Raw genomic sequence first — 18,426 nt, 5'->3', positions numbered from 1 at the left:
GGACGGCGTCCGGCGACCCGCCCTGCGGCAGCACGGCGACGAACACCGGGGAGTGCTGCGCCTTGTTGTCGCGCAGCAGGTCCAGCGCGCCGTCCGACTGGAAGTACTTGGCGCCGGAGTCCACGTAGTAGCCGGCCTCCGCCACCGAGTCGACCACCAGCGTCATGTCGGGGTCGGCGTGGGCGGCGGCGGGCGGCGCCAGCAGCGCCGCCGCGGCGGCCGCGGGCAGGACGAGGGACAGGCGGCGGCCTGCGGGCGGTCGTACGCGCACGGGACGGCTCCTCGCAGCGGCTCGGCGGTAGGGACCGAGCGACGGACGGGATGGACGGGATGATCGAAGGGATCGGGATGATCGAGGGGATGGGTCAGACATATCCGTAGTGCCGCAGCAGCGGCAGGGTCAGGGCGGTGACGGCGCGGCGCCGCGCCGGCGGCATCCGCTCCCGCCACGCGTCGTCGCGGCGCAGCTCGACGCGGCCGGTCGTGAAGCGCATCGGGTTGCCCGACGCGGTGTGGTTCGCCGACAGGGTCGCGTGGTCGTCCTCGAGGAAGGCCAGGTCGCCGTCCGCCACCGGCAGCCCGGCGAACTCGGCGATGCCGCGCAGCGTGCCGCGCGGGTCGGCGAGGAACTCCTCGTAGCGGACCGTCCGCACCGGGACGCCGCGGCGCCCCAGCAGCGCGAACGCCCCGTTCGCGGCGTTCCAGTGCATGGCGACCTTGTGCGGCGACCAGCGCGCCATGTACTGCTCGGGGCTCGCCTCGGTGGCCTCGGGGCGGCGGATCTCCTTGGCCCAGGACTGCGCCACGCCCCGGCTGTCGCGCAGGACGTGCGCGACCCGCAGGTCGAGCCGTCCGGCGGACGCGGCCGACCGCAGGCAGAACGCCAGCGAGGCGTGCTTGCTGGAGTCGATGAGCAGCCGCGCGCCGCTGACCTGCCGGACCGCGTCGTACAGCCGCTCGTAGTACCGGACGTACGCCGCGAGCGGCTCGCGCAGATCGTCCGGGAGCTCGCCGCGCGACAGCGCCGGGATGTGCCGGGTGCGGTCCACGGAATCCTTCGCGCGGCGGAACTCCGCCAGGTCGAAGGAGTCCCAGCCGCCGAACGCCAGCTCGCCGACCTTCCCCCAGAACGGGCACTCCGGGAACGGCACCCCGCACCCGCACTTCTCGCCCGCACCGGCGCCGCGCTCCCAGAGGTGCACCACCTCGCCGAGCGACGCGGTGCCGGGCAGCTCACCGAGGAGACGCTCGATCAGCGTGGTCCCGCTGCGCCCGAGGGCCCCGATGAACAGCACCCGAACCGGGGCGTCCACTGTCATCCCACCTCACCGAAAGCCCGCACCGCCGCCGGAAAGCCCGCGACGTGCCCATCACCGTACAGTTCACCCGGACCCGCCGGACCCGAATCACGCAGTTCTCCCCTGCGCATCTCCCCTGCGCACCGAGGGGCCGGTCATATCCCCCGTCCGCGCGCGTGCAGCGCCAGCAGCACCCGCTTGCCCGACACCGCGCCGGACGCGACGGCGAGCGCGAACGGGATCCGCCGCTCCGCCGGGTTGGCCTTCAGCGCGCGCGCCGACCAGCGCAGCGCGTCCTTGCGCCGCCCCACGGTGGCGCACCCGAACGCGAGCTGCCCGTACACCCGTCCGGCCGCGCCCGGCACCTCGCCGATCTCCGGGTACCGCGCCAGGAACCACTCGAGCGCCGCGACCTTCGTCTCCCACGCCTGCGCGTAGTACGACGTCAGCCCCCACAGCACCCGGACGTAGGGGACGTCGACGTTCACGACCGGCGCGCGGCGCGCGGCGCGCAGGGCGAGGTCCCAGTCCTCGCCCTGGCTGCCGGGGATCGACTCGTCCACCATGCCGATCTCGACCAGCGGCTCGCGGAACGCCACGTAGGTGGACGAGTGCACGCTCATCATCCGGTCCCGGATGAGGGCGTCGTAGGTGACGCGGTCGGTCCCGGCGAGCCGGGGCAGTTCCCGGCCGTCGAAGTCGACGAGGATGCCGGAGCTGCACAGCACCGCGTCCGGGTCGTCCTTCCGCGCGGCCTCCAGCGCCGCGACCTGCGCGGCGAGCTTGCCCGGCAGCCACTGGTCGTCGTCGTCGCAGAACGCGACGAGGTCGGTGTCCAGGTGCAGGATGCCGCTGTTGCGGGCGCCCGCCAGGCCCGGCTCGCGCGTGTTGGCGATCACCTCGACGCGGTCGCCCGCGAGGCTCCCGTCCGGTTCGGCCCGGTCGAACACGACGACGGCGCGCAGCTCCCCGTCGTAGTCCTGCACGAGCACCGACTCCAGCGCGCGGCGCAGCAGCTCCGGCCGGTTGTGCGTGGGAAGCACCACTCCGACGGATGGGGGCATCGTCGACCTGCCTTGGCTTGAGTTGTCGGGGGATCCGCGCCGGGCGCGTGACCGGACGGGCGCCGTCCGGTCACGCGCCGGCACGGTGTGCCGGCGTCCGCCGGCGGGTGATCAGCGGATGATCAGCGGGTGCCGATGATCATTCCGGCGCCGACGGTGTTGTTCGTGGCCTCGTCGACGAGGATGAACCCGCCGGTGAGCCGGTTGCGGGCGTAGTCGTCCACGAACAGCGGCTGCGTCACCCGCATGCTGATCCGGCCGATCTCGTTCAGCGTGAGGCCGTCCGCCTGGTCGTCGCGGTGCAGGGTGTTGACGTCCAGCCGGTAGTGCAGGTCCTTGACCATGGCCTTCGCGGTGCGGGTGGTGTGCTTGACGACCAGCTTGGACCGGGGGGTGAGGGTGCGGTCCGGGGTCATCCAGCAGACCATCGCGTCGATGTCCTGCGCGACCTCCGGCCGGTTGTTCGGCCGGGCGATCATGTCGCCGCGGGAGATGTCGATGTCGTCGGCCAGCCGCAGCGTCACCGACATCGGCGCGTACGCCTCCTCGACCGGGCCGCGCGGCCCGTCGATCCGCGTGATCGTCGTGGTGAGCCCGGACGGCAGGTGCACCACCTCGTCGCCCGGCTTGAGGACGCCGCCCGCGACCTGGCCCGCGTAGCCCCGGTAGTCGTGCAGCTCCGGGTCGGTGGAGGCGTGCGGGCGGATCACGTACTGCACCGGGAACCGCACGTCGATCAGGTTGCGGTCGGACGCGATGTGGACGTGCTCCAGCGTGTGCAGCAGCGACGACCCCTCGTACCAGGGCATGTTGACGCTGCGCTCCACGACGTTGTCGCCGTGCAGAGCCGAGATGGGCACGAACGTCAGGTCGGTGACGTCGAGCTTGGAGGCGAACGCCGTGAACTCGTCGACGATCCGCTCGTAGGTGGCCCGGTCGTAGTCGACCAGGTCCATCTTGTTGACCGCCACCACCAGGTGCGGCACCTGCAGCAGCGTCGCGAGGAACGCGTGCCGCCGCGACTGCTCCAGGATGCCCTTGCGGGCGTCCACCAGGATGATCGCCAGGTCGGACGTGGACGCGCCCGTCACCATGTTCCGGGTGTACTGGATGTGCCCGGGGGTGTCGGCGATGATGAACTTGCGGCGCGGCGTCGCGAAGTACCGGTACGCCACGTCGATCGTGATGCCCTGCTCCCGCTCGGCCCGCAGGCCGTCGGTCAGCAGCGCCAGGTTCGTGTACTCCTCGCCGCGGTCCGCGCTGGTCTTCTCGACGGACTCGAGCTGGTCCTCGAAGATCGACTTGGAGTCGAACAGCAGCCGGCCGATCAGCGTGGACTTGCCGTCGTCGACGCTCCCGGCGGTGGCGAACCGCAGGATGTCCATCGGCTTCCCGGCGGCCTGCGCCTGCTCCGGCGTCAGCGGGCTCTCTGATGAAGCGGTGGCCATTAGAAGTAGCCCTCCTTCTTGCGGTCTTCCATGGCCGCCTCGCTCGTCCGGTCGTCCGCGCGGGTCTGCCCCCGCTCGGTGATCCGCGTCGCCGCGATCTCCTCGATCACCTCGTCGAGGGACTCGGCCGCCGACTTCACCGCGCCCGTGCACGACGCGTCCCCGACCGTCCGGTACCGGACCGTCGCGTCGAACTCCGGCTCGTCGTCGCCGCGGTTGGCGTACCCGGTCTGCGCGTCCAGCAGCAGCCCGTCCCGCTCGAACACCCGCCGGGTGTGCGCGAAGTAGATCGACGGGAGCTCCAGCTCCTCGCGGCGCACGTAGTCCCAGATGTCGAGCTCCGTCCAGTTCGACAGGGGGAACACCCGGACGTGCTCGCCGCGCGTGATCCGCGTGTTGAACAGGTTCCACAGCTCCGGGCGCTGGTTCTTCGGGTCCCACTGGCCGAACTCGTCGCGGAACGACACCACCCGCTCCTTGGCGCGGGCCTTCTCCTCGTCGCGCCGGGCGCCGCCGAACGCCGCGTCGAACCCGTGCTCCTCGATCGCGTCCAGCAGCGTCACCGTCTGCAGCCGGTTCCGGGACGCGCGGCGGCCCCTTCTCCTCCACGACCCGGCCCTTGTCGATCGACTCCTGCACCGACGCGACCACGAGGCGGACCCCGGTCTCACCGACCCGCCGGTCGCGGAACTCGATCACCTCGGGGAAGTTGTGCCCGGTGTCGACGTGCATGACCGGGAACGGGATCGGCGCGGGCCAGAACGCCTTCTCCGCCAGGCGCAGCATCACGATGCTGTCCTTGCCGCCCGAGAACAGCAGCACCGGCTTCTCGAACTCGGCCGCCACCTCCCGGAAGATGTGAATCGACTCCGACTCTAGGACGTCCAACTGCGACAGCAGATAATCGCCACGCTGCATGATCTGGGGCTTCTCTCCACGAACTGGCAGGTACTCCGGTGGCACGCGACGGGCGGACCCGTCCACCGGCTCGGGCGACGACCGCGAAGCGGGATCACTCCCGCGCCGCTCCCGCGGTGTCACACGCTGGTGTCACTACGGCAGTGCGTCGCCCACGTCCCGGATGCCGGTCAGCAGCGTCGACGCCGACACGGGATGACACACCACGATATCCGGCAACTTGGGGTCCTCACGGTTGTAGGCGAGAACCGCCCCGTCGACCCGGGACGCGTGCGCGCCCGCGGCCAGCGCCACCGCCGCCGGAGCCGCCGAATCCCACTCGTACTGGCCGCCCGCGTGCACGTAGGCGTCCACCTCGCCGAGCAGCACCGCGGAGATCTTCGCCCCCGCCGAACCGATCGGCACCAGCTCCACGTCCGGCTCGATCACGTCCGCCAGGCGGCGGACGAACTCGGGCGGGCGCGTCCGGCTCACCGCGACCCGCAGCTTGCCCGAGTCCGGGCCCGGGACGTGCAGCGGACCCTCGCGCGGCAGGCCACGGCGGGCCACGATCGACCCCGCCCCGGCGATGGCGGCACCGCCCGTCACCGCGTCCGGCACGCCCGGCTCCTCCCGGACGAGCAGCGCACCGCCCGTCGCGTCCGTGCGCAGCGTCACGCCCTGCGCGGGAAGCGCCACCGCGCCCGCCGCGAGCCGCCCCGCCGGGGAGCCGTCCCGCACCCACAGCGCCACGTGCACCGCCCAGTCCCGGCGGCCCTCCTCGGAGAACTCCCGGGTGCCGTCCAGCGGGTCCACGATCCACACCCGGTCGGCCGTCTGCCGCTCGGCGGTCGCGGTGTTCGCGGTCGGCGCGCGGTCCGCCGCGCCGGGGCCGGCGCCCCGCGCGCGCTTGCCCGCCACCGACGAACGTCCCTCTTCGGACAGGATCGCGTCACCGGGACGCCGCTCCGCCAGCGCCCCCATCAGGTACTCGTGCGCCCGCAGGTCGCCGGTGTCCTTCAGGGCCCGCGCGTCGGCGAACCCCATCTCGTCCCGCACGCCCAGCAGCAGGCGCCCCGCCGCCGCGGCCAGCTCCGCCGCCAGCGCGTGATCGTCCGCCGCCGCTTGATCCGTCATCCCTCGACCACATTCCCGACTCGACTGGTCTGCCCGGTCTACAATCTCACGGCCGCCCGGCCCGGCGCCCCCTCGGGGCGGCCACTACCCGCTAGTACGCGCCCGACCCCCGGAACACCGCCGACCAGGTCTTCCAGATGATCTGCAGGTCCAGCACCAGGGTCCAGTTGTCCACGTACCGCAGGTCCAGCCGGACCGACTCCTCCCACGTCAGATCGGACCGCCCGCTCACCTGCCACAGCCCCGTCAGGCCCGGCTTCACCACCAGCCGCCGGTACACGTCACCGCCGTACTGCGCGACCTCCTCCGGCAGCGGCGGGCGCGGCCCCACCAGCGACATGTCGCCCCGCACCACGTTGATCAGCTGCGGCAGCTCGTCCAGCGAGTACCGGCGCAGCCACCGCCCCACCCGGGTGATCCGCGGATCCGCCCGCATCTTGAACAGCACGCCGTCGCCGTCGTTGCCCGCCAGCAGCTCCGCCTTGCGGGCCTCCGCGTCCTGCACCATCGTCCGGAACTTCAGGACCGTGAACTCCCGGCCGCCGCGCCCCACCCGGACCTGCCGGAACAGCACCGGCCCCGCGCTGGTCAGCCTGATCAGCACCGCGACCGCCAGCAGCAGCGGGCTCAGCGCCAGCAGCCCGCCCAGCGCCATCGTCCGGTCGAACAGGCCCTTCAGCACCTTCCGGCCACCGTCCAGCTCCGGATGCTCCACGTGCAGCAGCGGCAGCCCCGACACCGGACGGATCGAGATCCGCGGACCCGCCACGTCCATCAGCGCCGGCGCCACCACCAGCTCCACGTCGTTGCGCTCGATCTGCCACGCGAGCCGCCGCAGCGCCGTCCCGTCCAGCTCCGGGCACGCCAGCACCGCCACCGAGTCCGCGCCGACCCGGTCCGCGACCGCCGCCGTCTGCCCGAAGTCGCCCAGCACCGGGACGCCCTCCACCTCGGCGACCGCGTCGTCCCCGGTCACCAGCGCCGGGGGCAGGCACACCGCCGCGATGTCCATGCCGTGGTACCGCTTCTGCCGCAGCAGCCGGATCAGGTCCTCCACCGACGTGCGGTGCCCCACCGCGACCACGCGCCGCATGTACTGCCCGTGCCACCGCTTCCGGTGCAGCCACTTGCGCAGCCGGTACCGGGCCAGCACCGCCAGCAGCGTCCCCAGCGGCATCGCCATCACCACGTAGCCGCGCGCCACGTCCGTCTTCGACGCGTACGCGATGATCGCGATGCCCGCCATGAAGACGAACCCCGCCCGCAGCACCCGGTGGAACTCCTCGTACCCCACCCCGATGTAGCGGGGCTGGTACGCCCGGCACAGCATCAGCACCGGCACCCACACCAGCGGCAGCGCCACCGTCAGCACCATGTACGGCGTGTGCCACTCCTTCGGGACCCCCGGGAACCGCAGCAGGAACGCGCTGACGCCCGCCGCCAGCATGCTGCAGAAGTCCAGGAACCCCGCGATCCTCCGGTACCGCGCGCTCCAGTCCTGAGGCGGCGAGTACTTTTCCTCTTGGCGGATCGATGACTCGGCCGGAACCTTGTCAACGACGGCCATACGCCTTCACCAACCTTTGTAACGCGCGCCCCGAAAACTTCGATCCACCTCAGGGACGCCTGGCAGCCCACCGGGGTTCACCTGATTCTCGAAACTCCCGGAAAGTACGCCGAACCTCGCGTGCGCGGCCCGAGATCAACCCGAATGATAGGCGTTCTGCGCCGCCGCGAGGCCGTCTCCGAGCAACGTCTCCACCGCGTCCGCCGCCCGCTCCACCTCGACCCCCAGGTCGCGCCGCTCCGCCGCCGAGAAGTCCTTCAGGACGAACGCCGCCGCGTCCATCCGCCCCGGCGGGCGCCCCACCCCGAACCGCACCCGCAGGTACTCCCGGTCCCCCAGCGACCGCGTCACCGACCGCAGCCCGTTGTGGCCGTTGTCGCCGCCGCCCTTCTTCAGCCGCACCGCCCCGAACGGGATGTCCAGCTCGTCGTGGACCACCACCACCCGCTCCACCGGCACCTTGTAGAAATCCGCCAGCCCCTTCACCGGGCCGCCCGACTCGTTCATGAACGACCGCGGCTTCGCCAGCACCGCCCGCGCCCCGCCGAACCGCCCCTCCAGCACGTCCGACCGCGCCCCGAACAGCTTCGACCGGTGCGCCTTGAACGTCCCCCCGAGCCGCTCCGCCAGCACGTCCAGCACCATGAACCCGGCGTTGTGCCGGTTACCCGCGTACTTCGGCCCCGGATTGCCCAGGCCCACCACCAGCCACACGTCCGCGCTCACCCGAACTCCTCACCCGAACCCCTGCACAGACCGCGGCCCCCGCCGGTGCGCACACCGACGGGGGCCGTCACACGGCTCGACACGGCCACGACGGCCGGAACCGGTCAGCCGGGCGCCGGCACCGACGCCCGGAACGTCACTCGCTCGCTTCGGGGGTGTCCACGTCCGTGGCCGGGCCCTCGCCCTCCGGCGCGGCCTCGGTCTCCTCCGGCGTCTCGCCCGCCGACACGGTCGCGTCGTTGATCTGGACGATCAGCATCTCCTCGTCGGCGATCAGCGTCGTGCCCGCCGGGAGCTTCAGGTCCTTCGCCAGCACCTGCGTGTCGACCTCCAGGCCGGTGACGTCCAGCTCCACCGACTCCGGGATGCGCGTCGGGTCGACCTCGATCTGCACCTCGACGACCTGCTGCGACACGACGCCGCCCGCGATGACGTCACCGGTCACGTTCACCGGCAGGTCCACGACGACCTTCTCGCCGCGCTTCACGATCAGCAGGTCGACGTGCTCCAGGAACCCCTTGATCGGGTCGCGCTGCACGTCCTTCGGCAGGGCCAGCCGCTTCCCGCCGTCCAGCCCCTCGATGGCCAGCAGCGCGTTCGGCGTCTTCAGCGCCATCATCAGCTCGTGACCCGGCAGCGAGATGTGCGTCGGGTCGGTGCCGTGACCGTAGAGGACGGCGGGCACCTTGCCGGCCCGGCGGGTGCGCCGCGCGGCACCCTTACCGAACTCGGTGCGCGGCTCGGCGGCAATGCGTACCTCGGACACGGCGAAAACTCCTCGTTTGTTGCGATCCACGGCCGTCCGCCATCGGACGTCCGCTACGGACATGAGCGAATCAGGCGATGCTCGATGCGTCAGGCGCCTCGAAGATTCTTTGCGTTCCCCCAGGGGAGCACGGGACCGAACCGGCACCGCACTGAACGACCCAAAGGCATACGCGGGATTCAGCAAGTCTAGCCGATCCCCGTAACGCGCGATCCATCCGGGGGACACGCGCACGCCGGAAACGGGCACGCCCGGGCCGCCGTCCGGCGGACCGGGCGCGTCCCGGAACGATCAGCCGGCCGTCAGCTGTGCCCGCCGAACAGGCTGGTCACCGAACCGTCGCTGAACACCTCGTTGATCGCCCGCGCGACCAGCGGCGCGATCGACAGCACCGTCAGCTTGTCGAACTGCTTGTCCTCCGGAATCGGCAGCGTGTTCGTCAGCACCACCTCGGAGATCCGCGAATTCTTCAAACGGTCCACCGCCGGCCCGGACAGCACGCCGTGCGTCGCCGCCACGACCACCCGCGTCGCGCCGTTCTCGAACAGCGCGTCCGCCGCCTTCACGATCGTCCCGCCGGTGTCGATCATGTCGTCCACCACGACGCAGGTGCGGCCCTCGACCTCACCGACGACGTCGAACACCTTGACCTCGTTCGCCACGTCCGGGTCGCGCTTCTTGTGGATGATCGCCATCGGGACACCGCCCAGCCGGTCGCTCCACCGCTCCGTCACCCGCACGCGGCCCGCGTCCGGCGCCACCACCGTCACCTTCGACAGGTCCAGCCGGCTCTCGAAGTGCCGGGCCAGCAGGTCCAGCGCGAACAGATGGTCGACCGGGCAGTCGAAGTACCCCTGGATCTGCGCGGTGTGCAGATCCACCGTGATCAGCCGGTCCGCGCCGGCGGTGCTGAACAGGTCGGCCATCAGCCGCGCCGAGATCGGCTCCCGGCCACGGTGCTTCTTGTCCTGCCGCGCATACCCGAAGAACGGCGCCACCACCGTGATCCGCTTGGCCGACGCGCGCTTCAGCGCGTCCACCATGATCAGCTGCTCCATGATCCACTGGTTGATGGGAGCGGTGTGGCTCTGGATCACGAAGGCGTCGGAACCGCGCACCGACTCCAGGAAGCGCACGAACGTCTCACCGTTCGCGAAATCGTACGCGGACGTCGGCGTCAGCTCGACGTGGAGGTGGTCGGCTACTTCCTTGGCCAGGTCCGGGTGGGCTCGGCCGGAGAAGAGCATCAGCTTCTTCTGACCGCTCGCTTTGATCCCACTCACGTTTGAACGACTCCCCCTCAATGAACTGTGCTCCACGTGGGTTGTTGTCCCCACTCCCCGCGCATGCATGAGTCCGCGCGCACGGGTCGTCTGTTGTTCGCGGGGGACGCCGCTGTCCGCCCTGCCTTGTGCCCCGGAGGGCGGCCCTACTCGGCCTCGTCCCGGGCCCGGCGAGCCGCCTCGGCCGCGGCCGTCCCGGCCCGCCTGCGCTCCACCCAGCCCTCCACGTTGCGCTGCCGCGCCCGCGCCACCGCCATCGCACCCGGCGGCACGTCCTGCACGATCACGGAACCGGCCGCCGTGTAGGCGCCGTCCCCGACCGTCACCGGCGCGACGATCATGTTGTCGCTGCCGACCCGCACGTGCGAGCCGATCACGCTGCGATGCTTCTCGACGCCGTCATAGTTCACGAACACCGAACTCGCGCCGATGTTCGAGCCCGCGCCGATCTCCGCGTCGCCCACGTAGGTGAGGTGCGGCACCTTCGCGCCCTCGCCCACGTCCGCGTTCTTGGTCTCGACGTACGTCCCGACCTTCGCCTTCCCGGCGAGCCTCGTGCCCGGCCGCAGGTACGCGTACGGCCCGACCGACGCCTCCGGCCCGATCTCCGCGCCCACGCACACCGCGTTCGCCACCACCGCGTCCGCCCCGACCCGCGTGTCGGTCAGCGTGCAGCCCGGCCCCACGCGCGCCCCGGCCGCCAGGTGCGTCGCCCCGTGCAGCTGCGTGCCCGGCAGCACCTCGGCGTCCGGTTCCGCCGTCACCCCCGCGTCGATCCACGTCGACGCCGGATCGACGATCGTCACCCCGGCCCGCATGTGGGCCTCCAGGATCCGGTCGTTCAGCTGCCGCCGCGCCTGCGCGAGCTGCACCCTGTCGTTCACGCCCTGCGTCTCGACCCAGTCGGCGACGAGATGGGCGCCCGCCCGGTGCCCGTCCTCCCGCAGGATCCCCACCACGTCGGTGAGGTACTCCTCGCCGCCCGCGTTGTCGGTCGTCACCCGCTTGAGCGCGTCCTCCAGCAGCGACCCGTCGAACGCGTACATCCCGACGTTGATCTCGTTGACGGCCCGCTGCGCCGCCGTCGCGTCCTTGTGCTCGACGATCGCCTCGACGCTGCCGTCACCGGCGCGGATCATCCGCCCGTACCCGGTCGCGTCCGGGATCTCGGTCGTCAGCACGGTGACCGCGTTGCCCTCGTCCTCGTGCGCGCGCACCAGGTCCGCGAGCGTCTCGGTGCGCAGCAGCGGGTGGTCGCCGTTCGTGACCACGACCGTCCCGGCCATGGCCCCGATCTCCTCGAGCGCCATGCGGACCGCGTGCCCGGTGCCGTTCCGCTCCGCCTGCTCGACGGCGCGGGCGTCCGGCGCGTGCTCGTCCAGGTGGGCGACGACCTGCTCCTTGCGATGCCCGACGACCACGACGAGCCGCTCGGGCTCCAGTCCCCGCGCGGCGGCCAGCACATGCCCGAGCATGCTGCGGCCGCAGAGTTCGTGCAGCACCTTCGAGGTGCGGGATCTCATCCGGGTGCCCTCGCCCGCGGCGAGAACGATTACTGCGGCCGGGCGGCTCGACCGACTCCGTGTACGGCCAGCGCTCACAAGGAGGCTCCTCGGCTTCGCGGACGGTTGACGTACGGGCCCACCTGCGACGTCACGCGCCACAGGGCGCGTCGGCCCGACACCCGAAGGATACCGCCCGACACGCGGCCGTCATCCCCCGCCCACCGCCCGGCAACCCACCGGACAATCCGGACAGCTCCGGTGCTAGGACTCGAACCCAGACTAATGGCACCAAAAGCCACTGTGCTGCCGATTACACCACACCGGACCGCAAAGGCGATCAAACGGACATCTCTTCGCCTCGCAGTTCGCCCAACGATACCGACACCGGCGGCGGCAGCCCACATCATTCGGCGACGGCATCGGCGCCCCCTCCGCCACGACACGCCGCCCGGCTCCGCGCGATCGCCGCCCCGACGATCCGTCCCTCAGACGTTCAGCCAGGCCGGGAGGGGTTCGCGGGCTTCGAGCCAGGCGGAGGGGACGGCCGCCGGGCCGCGGTGGGCGGCGACGACGCCGCCGGCCATCGCGGCGGTGGTGTCCATGTCGCCGCCGACGGCGACGCAGGCGCGGACGGCCGATTCGTAGTCCTCGAGGCGGGTGGAGGCCGCCCAGAGGGCGAAGGGAACGGTGTCCTGTGCGGTGATCCGGCTGCCGTTGCCCAGTTCGCGGGCGGCCTCCTGCGGGGTCTTGGCGAGCAGGCCCAGGGAGCGTCGCAGGCCGCGGCGGACGTACTGGCCCATCGTCGTCCGGTCGAGGGCGGTCTCGATCAGCTCGCGGGGTTCGATGCGCTCGCCCGGACGGGACGCGGCTCGGGCGGCGGCGACGGCGATCGCGACGGCGCCCGCGACGCCCTCGGGGTGGGCGTGCGTGATCTCGGCGGACAGGACGGCCTGTTCGGCGGCACGGTCGAGGTCGCCGGCGAAGTAGGCGCCGAGGGGGGCGACGCGCATGGCGGCGCCGTTGCCGAAGGAACCGTTGCCGCCGAAGCTCTCGCGGGACGCCCGCCGCCAGTCGTCGCCCCGCCGGATGCGCTCCAGGAGTTCGAGGGCGCCGGCGCCGTAGCGGCGGCCGATGTCCATGCGGTCGGCGAAGGCGCGGGCGAGGTCGTCCTGGTGGATTTGCCCGGCTTGGTTTAGGACGTCGGTTATGGAGCACGCCATTTCCGTGTCGTCCGACCAGATCCAGGGCGCGGGCGGTGTGCCGGTCTCCGCGGAGACGTCCCGGTTGGCGAGGAGGAAGAACTGGTCGCCGAAGGCGTCGCCGACCGAGAGGCCGGCGAGCGAACCTTTGGCGCGTTCCGAGCGTTCGTGCAAGGTGAGGGCCATTCCAGGTCCTTCCGCCGGGGGCACGGGCGAGCAGCCGAGAGTTCTGTGACCCGAGGGACACATTCCCACTGATTTTACCGCCCGGACATCGCATACCTACGGTTCCGTAGGTTACGTTGGCGTAGGTACGGCCTCCCGAGTTGCAGAAAGTGGTGACGCCATGACATCGGCCCCGACGGTGGACCCTCCGCGCCCTCAGCGGCGCCCCGAACTCGCACCCGAACAGCAGGGCAACGGTGAGCGGCTGCTGGTCGCCGTGTTCACCGGCGTGCCCCTCCTCGCCCTGGTCGCGGCGGTCCCGCTGGCGTGGGGCAGCTTCCTGGGCTGGACGGACGTCGTGCTCGCCGCTGTCTTCTACGTGCTCACCGCGGGCGGGATCACCGTGGGGTACCACCGGTACTTCACGCACGGGTCGTTCAAGGCGAAGCGTCCGTTGAAGATCTTCCTGGCACTGGCCGGGAGCATGGCCATCCAGGGGCCGATCATCACCTGGGTGGCCGACCACCGGCGCCACCACAAGCACTCGGACAAGGAGTTCGACCCGCACTCGCCGTGGCGTTTCGGCAACGGCTGGAAGGCTCTCCTCAAAGGCCTGGTGTGGGCGCACTACGGGTGGCTTTTCGACGGGGACCAGACGTCCAAGCCGCGTTTCGCCAAGGACCTGCTGAACGATCGGGACCTCACCCGGATCCACCGGCTGTTCCCGGCCATGGTGGCGGTGTCGTTCCTGCTGCCCGCGGTGCTCGGCGGCCTGATCACGATGTCCTGGACGGGGTTCCTGACGGCGCTGTTCTGGGCCGGTTTCGTCCGGATCACGCTGGTTCACCACGTGACATGGTCGATCAACTCGATCTGCCACACGTTCGGCAAGGAGGACTTCGAGGTCCGTGACAAGTCCCGGAACGTCTGGTGGCTGGCGATCCCGTCGCTGGGCGAGTCGTGGCACAACCTGCACCATTCGGATCCGACGTGCGCGCGGCACGGCGTGCTCAAGGGGCAGGTCGACATCAGCGCCCGGATCATCCAGGGCTTCGAGAAGGCCGGCTGGGCGTACGGCGTCCGGTGGCCGGACGACGAGCGGCTTGCGTCCCGGCGCACGAAGCAGCCCGCTTGAGCGTCACAATTGACCCTGTGACAGAACCCGCTCCAAGGCCCCGCAGAAAGCGGATGACCGGCAAGGAACGCCGCGAGCAGCTCCTGACGATCGGACGCACGCTCTTCGCCGAGCGCGGTCTGGAGGGCACGTCGGTGGAGGAGATCGCGTCCGCGGCGGGGGTCTCCAAGCCCGTGGTGTACGAGCACTTCGGCGGCAAGGAAGGCCTGTACGCGGTCGTGGTGGACCGCGAGTTCGAGAGCCTGCTGCGGCTGGTGACCGAGGCGCTGACGTCCGCCCGGCACTACCGGGGCAAGCTCGAGAAGGCCGCGCTGGGGCTGCTGGAGTACATCGAGGGCAATCCGGACGGGTTCCGCATCCTCGTCCGGGATTCGCACGGCGGCACCGGGACGGGCAGTTACGCGAGCCTGCTGAGCGAGATCGCCGGGGAGGTCGAGTACATCCTCGCCCGGGAGTTCGACCGGCACGGGTACGACGACAAGTTCGCGCCGCTGTACGCGCAGAGCCTGGTCGGGATGGTGGCGGTGACGGGCCAGTGGTGGCTGGACGTCCGCAAGCCGCACCGGGAGGACGTCGCCGCGCACATAGTGAATCTCGCGTGGAACGGGCTGTCGGGCCTGGAGCAGCGTCCGTCGCTGGATCCGCGGCGCCGCCGCAAGGAGATGGAGCGGGCGGAGAAGCGGGCGGAGAAGATCGCCGCGAAGGAGGAGAAGGCGGCGGCGCGGGCGCAGCGCAAGGTCCGCAGGGACGAGGGCGCGGACCAGCCGGGCTGAGACGTGCGCCGGCGGCCGTCCGGAGTTCGTCCGGGCGGCCGCCGGCCGGGGTCGCCGTCGTCGGGTTGCGACGCCGGGGCTGTGCTGCGACCGTGTCGGTCGCCCGCCGCCGCCCGCCCGTCCGGGTCTTGCACACCGCAGGGGAACGATTCGCTGTCCCCGGACGGGCGGCCGGCGCCGTGGTCTAGGTGCGTCGGGCGATCACGAAGATCCTCCGGAACGGGTAGACGGTGCCGTGCGGGCGCGCGGGGTAGGCGTCCCGGAGTCGTTCCCGGTACTCGGCGACGAACGCGTCGGCGTCCGGTCCGTCGAGGGCGGTGAGGACGGGGCGCAGCGCGGTGCCCTTGACCCATGCGAGGACGGGGTCGTCCCCGGTGAGGGTCTGCATGTAGGTGGTCTCCCAGGCGTCGACGTCGCAGCCGTGCCGGGTGAGCAGGTCGAGGTAGCCCTCGGCGCCGAGGACGGGCGCGTCCCGCACGACGTGCGCGAGGCGCGCGGCCCATCGGTCGGAGCGGCACAGCTCCCGCAGGATCGCGTGGCTGGGGGCGGCGAAGTTGCCGGGGACCTGGAAGGCGAGCCGTCCGCCGGGAGCCAGTGCGGCCGCCCAGCGGGGCAGCAGTTCGAGGTGTTCGGGGATCCAGTGCAGGACGGCGTTGGACACGATGAGGTCGACGCCGTGGCCGTCCCAGGTCCGGACGTCCTGGACGCGGAACGCGAGCCGTCCGGGGATCTCGTGGACGCGCGCGGCGTCGATCATCTCGGGCGAAGAGTCGAGGGCCTCCACGACGGCGCCGGGCCAGCGGCCCGCCAGAGTCGCGGCCGGCTCCCCGCTCCCGCACCCGAGGTCGACGACGTGCCGGGGCGCGACGTCACCGAGCCGTTCCACCAGTTCGCGGAACGGCCGGAAGCGCTCGTCTCCGTAGACCCCGTACTGCGCGGGGTCCCATACGGCCTCGGCCTGTCTCGACATCAAGACACATGATGCCTCGCCCATATCTTGATGTCAAGAATCATCGATGGCCGGGTGCGCACCGCCCCGCGGGGGTGACCTGCCGGGCGGACGGGCGTGAGGCTAGGGTCCCCTCACGCCCACACCCCGGGTATCTCGACATCAAGACAGGTAGGCTTGCGGCATGGAGGATGAGGTCGACCGGCTGGTCGAGGCGTGGCGGACCGAGCGCCCGGACCTGGACGTGCGCCCGCTGCAGGTCCTCAGCCGCGTGTCCCGGCTGGCCCGCCACCTCGACCGGGCGCGGCGGGCCGTGTTCGTGGCCCACGACCTCGAGTCGTGGGAGTTCGACGTGCTCACGGCGCTGCGCCGGGCCGGCACCCCGTACCAGCTGAGCCCCGGACGGCTGCTGCGCGCGACGCTCGTGACCTCGGGCACGATGACGAACCGGATCGACCGGCTGGCGGCGGCCGGGCTGGTGGAGCGGCACCCGGACCCGCAGGACAAGCGCGGCGTCCTGGTCCGGCTCACCGGAGCGGGGCTGACCCGGGTGGACGCCGCGTTCGCCGACCTGCTGGCCCGCGAGGAGGCGATCCTCGCGGGGCTCAGCCCGGCGCAGCACGACGCCCTCGCGGGCCTGCTGCGCACGCTGCTCGTCCCGTTCGACACCGCCCGCGACTGACCCGTCCGGCGGCGCGGACGGCGCGGGAGGCGGTCAGCCGATGTCCTCGGCGAGCATGAGCCATTCCTCCTCGATCTCGGCGGCCTGCGCGCGGACCTCCCTGAGCCGGCCGTCGAGTTCCTGGAGCTTGACGTGGTCGGTGGCGTGCGCGGCGAGCTTCTCGTGCAGCTCGGCCTCCTGCCCGGCGAGCTTCTCCAGGCGGCGTTCGAGCCGGTCGAGCTCCTTGCGGGCCTTCCAGTCCTGCTGCCCCTTCGGCTTGGACGGCTGCGCGGGAGCCGCCGCGGCGGACGTCCCGGACGTCCCGCCCGAACCGGACGGGACGGGCGCGGCGGCGCGGGCCTTCGCGCGGCGCTCCAGGTACTCGTCGACGCCGCCGGGCAGCATCGACACGCGGCCGTCGCCGAGGAGGGCGGCGACGTGGTCGGTGACGCGCTCGAGGAAGTACCGGTCGTGGCTGACGACGACGAGGGTGCCGGGCCAGCCGTCGAGGAGGTCCTCGACCTCGGTGAGGGTCTCGATGTCGAGGTCGTTGGTGGGCTCGTCGAGGAGCAGGACGTTCGGTTCGCCCATCAGCAGCCGCAGGACCTGCAGGCGGCGCCGCTCGCCGCCGGACAGGTCGCCGACGGGCGTCCACTGCCGGTCGCCGGGGAACCCGAGCCGCTCGAGGAGCTGGCTGGCGGTCCATTCGCGCTTGCCGACGGTGATGCGGCGGCGGATCTCCTCGACCGACTCCAGGACGCGGCGGGACGGGTCGAGCTCCTCGAGGTTCTGCGACAGGTGCGCGAGCTGGACGGTCTTGCCGCGCACCATCGTCCCGGCGGACGGGGCGGCCGAGCCGTCCAGGAGGCGCAGCAGGGTGCTCTTGCCGCTGCCGTTGACGCCGACGAGGCCGACGCGCTCGCCGGGGCCGAGCCGCCAGGTGAGGTGCTCGAAGAGGTCGCGGTCGCCGACGCGGACGGTGACGTCCTCGGCGTCGATGACGGTCTTGCCGAGCCGCGCGGTGGCGAACCGGGTCAGCTCGACCGCGTCGCGGGCCGGGGGCTCGTCGGCGATGAGGGCCTGCGCGGCGTCGACCCGGAACTTGGGCTTGGACGTGCGGGCCTGCGGGCCGCGCCGCAGCCACGCCAGCTCCTTGCGCAGCAGGTTCTGCCGCTTGGCCTCGGTCGCGGCGGCGATGCGGGAGCGTTCGGCCTTGGCCAGGACGTACGCGGAGTAGCCGCCCTCGTAGCGTTCGACGCGGCCGTCGACGACCTCCCAGGTGCGGTCGGTGACGGCGTCGAGGAACCAGCGGTCGTGGGTGACGACGAGCAGCGCGCCCTTGCGGCCCCGCAGGTGCCGGGCGAGCCAGTCGATCGCCTCGATGTCGAGGTGGTTGGTGGGCTCGTCCAGCAGGATCAGGTCGGACTCGGGCACCAGCAGGCGGGCGAGCGCGATCCGGCGCCGCTCGCCGCCCGACATGCCCGCGATGGGGGCGTCCAGGTCGAGGCCGGGCAGCAGCCCGGCGAGGACGTCGCGGACGCGCGTGTCGCCGGCCCATTCGTGCTCGGCGCGGTCGCCGAGCACGATGGAGCGGACGGTCGCGCCGTCCGGGAACACGTCGCGCTGGACGAGGTGGCCGAGGCGCAGCCCGCGCGCGTGCGTGACGCGCCCGGCGTCGGGCTCGGTCTCCTTCGCGAGGACGGACACGAGGGTGCTCTTGCCGCCGCCGTTGCGTCCGACGACGCCGACGCGGTCCCCGGCGTCGAGGCCGAGGGAGACGGCGTCCAGCAGCGGCTTGGGCCCGTAGGTCTTGGCGACGTTCTCAAGATTGATCAGATTCACGACGCCTCCAG

The 18,426-nt window shown here is 71.9% G+C and carries 15 protein-coding genes, 1 tRNA gene and 1 pseudogene; 3 read left to right on the top strand and 14 right to left on the bottom strand.

Features of this window, described 5'->3' with window-relative positions; translation table 11 throughout:
• Positions 1-365: 365 nt before the first annotated feature.
• The 12 genes and pseudogenes from F7P10_RS29910 to F7P10_RS29855 all read right to left on the bottom strand — a co-directional run bounded on the left by F7P10_RS29910 (position 366) and on the right by F7P10_RS29855 (position 13,076).
• Positions 366-1,313, bottom strand: coding sequence for a sulfotransferase (locus F7P10_RS29910; protein ID WP_254716090.1), 948 nt, complete (start codon positions 1,311-1,313; stop codon positions 366-368).
• Positions 1,314-1,453: 140 nt separating this feature from the next.
• A complete protein-coding gene (locus tag F7P10_RS29905) occupies positions 1,454-2,362 on the bottom strand; it encodes a glycosyltransferase family 2 protein (RefSeq protein WP_151014350.1) in 909 nt (302 codons plus the stop codon).
• Positions 2,363-2,484: 122 nt separating this feature from the next.
• Positions 2,485-3,747: a sulfate adenylyltransferase subunit 1 gene (locus F7P10_RS29900; RefSeq protein ID WP_151018373.1), complete on the bottom strand. Its 1,263-nt coding sequence runs from the start codon at positions 3,745-3,747 to the stop codon at positions 2,485-2,487.
• 62 nt (positions 3,748-3,809) lie between these two features.
• Positions 3,810-4,728, bottom strand: a pseudogene (gene cysD, locus F7P10_RS29895) (sulfate adenylyltransferase subunit CysD).
• Positions 4,729-4,863: 135 nt separating this feature from the next.
• Entirely contained in the window at positions 4,864-5,844 is a 981-nt protein-coding gene (locus tag F7P10_RS29890; RefSeq protein WP_151014348.1) for an inositol monophosphatase family protein, read from the bottom strand.
• A gap of 91 nt (positions 5,845-5,935) precedes the next feature.
• Positions 5,936-7,411, bottom strand: a complete 1,476-nt coding sequence (locus F7P10_RS29885; protein ID WP_151014347.1) for a sugar transferase — start codon at positions 7,409-7,411, stop codon at positions 5,936-5,938.
• 135 nt (positions 7,412-7,546) lie between these two features.
• Positions 7,547-8,137 carry an aminoacyl-tRNA hydrolase gene (gene pth / locus F7P10_RS29880; RefSeq protein WP_151014345.1) on the bottom strand — a complete coding sequence of 197 codons (591 nt, stop codon included), beginning with the start codon at positions 8,135-8,137 and terminating at the stop codon, positions 7,547-7,549.
• 136 nt (positions 8,138-8,273) lie between these two features.
• Entirely contained in the window at positions 8,274-8,903 is a 630-nt protein-coding gene (locus tag F7P10_RS29875; RefSeq protein WP_151014343.1) for a 50S ribosomal protein L25/general stress protein Ctc, read from the bottom strand.
• A gap of 302 nt (positions 8,904-9,205) precedes the next feature.
• A complete protein-coding gene (locus F7P10_RS29870) occupies positions 9,206-10,186 on the bottom strand; it encodes a ribose-phosphate diphosphokinase (protein ID WP_151014341.1) in 981 nt (326 codons plus the stop codon).
• 146 nt (positions 10,187-10,332) lie between these two features.
• On the bottom strand, positions 10,333-11,709 hold the full coding sequence (glmU, locus tag F7P10_RS29865) for a bifunctional UDP-N-acetylglucosamine diphosphorylase/glucosamine-1-phosphate N-acetyltransferase GlmU (protein ID WP_254716089.1): 1,377 nt from the start codon (positions 11,707-11,709) through the stop codon (positions 10,333-10,335).
• Between the two features lie 235 nt (positions 11,710-11,944).
• A tRNA-Gln gene (locus tag F7P10_RS29860) sits at positions 11,945-12,016 on the bottom strand.
• Positions 12,017-12,176: 160 nt separating this feature from the next.
• Positions 12,177-13,076 (bottom strand): ADP-ribosylglycohydrolase family protein, encoded by a 900-nt coding sequence (locus tag F7P10_RS29855; protein WP_151014337.1) that lies wholly within the window; start codon positions 13,074-13,076, stop codon positions 12,177-12,179.
• Positions 13,077-13,236: 160 nt separating this feature from the next.
• On the opposite strand from F7P10_RS29855, the gene F7P10_RS29850 reads away from it, so the two are divergent.
• The gene (locus F7P10_RS29850) at positions 13,237-14,190 is read left to right on the top strand and encodes an acyl-CoA desaturase (protein ID WP_151014335.1); all 954 of its coding nucleotides are present in this window, start codon (positions 13,237-13,239) and stop codon (positions 14,188-14,190) included.
• 53 nt (positions 14,191-14,243) lie between these two features.
• Positions 14,244-14,963 carry a TetR/AcrR family transcriptional regulator gene (locus F7P10_RS29845; protein WP_176611709.1) on the top strand — a complete coding sequence of 240 codons (720 nt, stop codon included), beginning with the start codon at positions 14,244-14,246 and terminating at the stop codon, positions 14,961-14,963.
• Positions 14,964-15,147: 184 nt separating this feature from the next.
• Here F7P10_RS29845 and F7P10_RS29840 read toward each other — a convergent pair whose 3' ends face one another.
• On the bottom strand, positions 15,148-15,933 hold the full coding sequence (locus F7P10_RS29840; RefSeq protein ID WP_151014333.1) for a trans-aconitate 2-methyltransferase: 786 nt from the start codon (positions 15,931-15,933) through the stop codon (positions 15,148-15,150).
• Positions 15,934-16,096: 163 nt separating this feature from the next.
• Here F7P10_RS29840 and F7P10_RS29835 point away from each other — a divergent pair, with 163 nt between their 5' ends.
• Positions 16,097-16,594 (top strand): MarR family winged helix-turn-helix transcriptional regulator, encoded by a 498-nt coding sequence (locus F7P10_RS29835; protein ID WP_151014331.1) that lies wholly within the window; start codon positions 16,097-16,099, stop codon positions 16,592-16,594.
• A 33-nt stretch (positions 16,595-16,627) separates the two neighbouring features.
• Here F7P10_RS29835 and F7P10_RS29830 read toward each other — a convergent pair whose 3' ends face one another.
• Positions 16,628-18,415: an ABC-F family ATP-binding cassette domain-containing protein gene (locus tag F7P10_RS29830; RefSeq protein ID WP_151014329.1), complete on the bottom strand. Its 1,788-nt coding sequence runs from the start codon at positions 18,413-18,415 to the stop codon at positions 16,628-16,630.
• Positions 18,416-18,426: the final 11 nt, after the last annotated feature.

The sequence above is a fragment of the Actinomadura sp. WMMB 499 genome, from assembly GCF_008824145.1.
Taxonomy (GTDB): domain Bacteria; phylum Actinomycetota; class Actinomycetes; order Streptosporangiales; family Streptosporangiaceae; genus Spirillospora.
The sequence above is the reverse complement of the archived record's forward strand: the minus strand, read 5'-3'. Positions and strand labels throughout refer to the sequence as shown.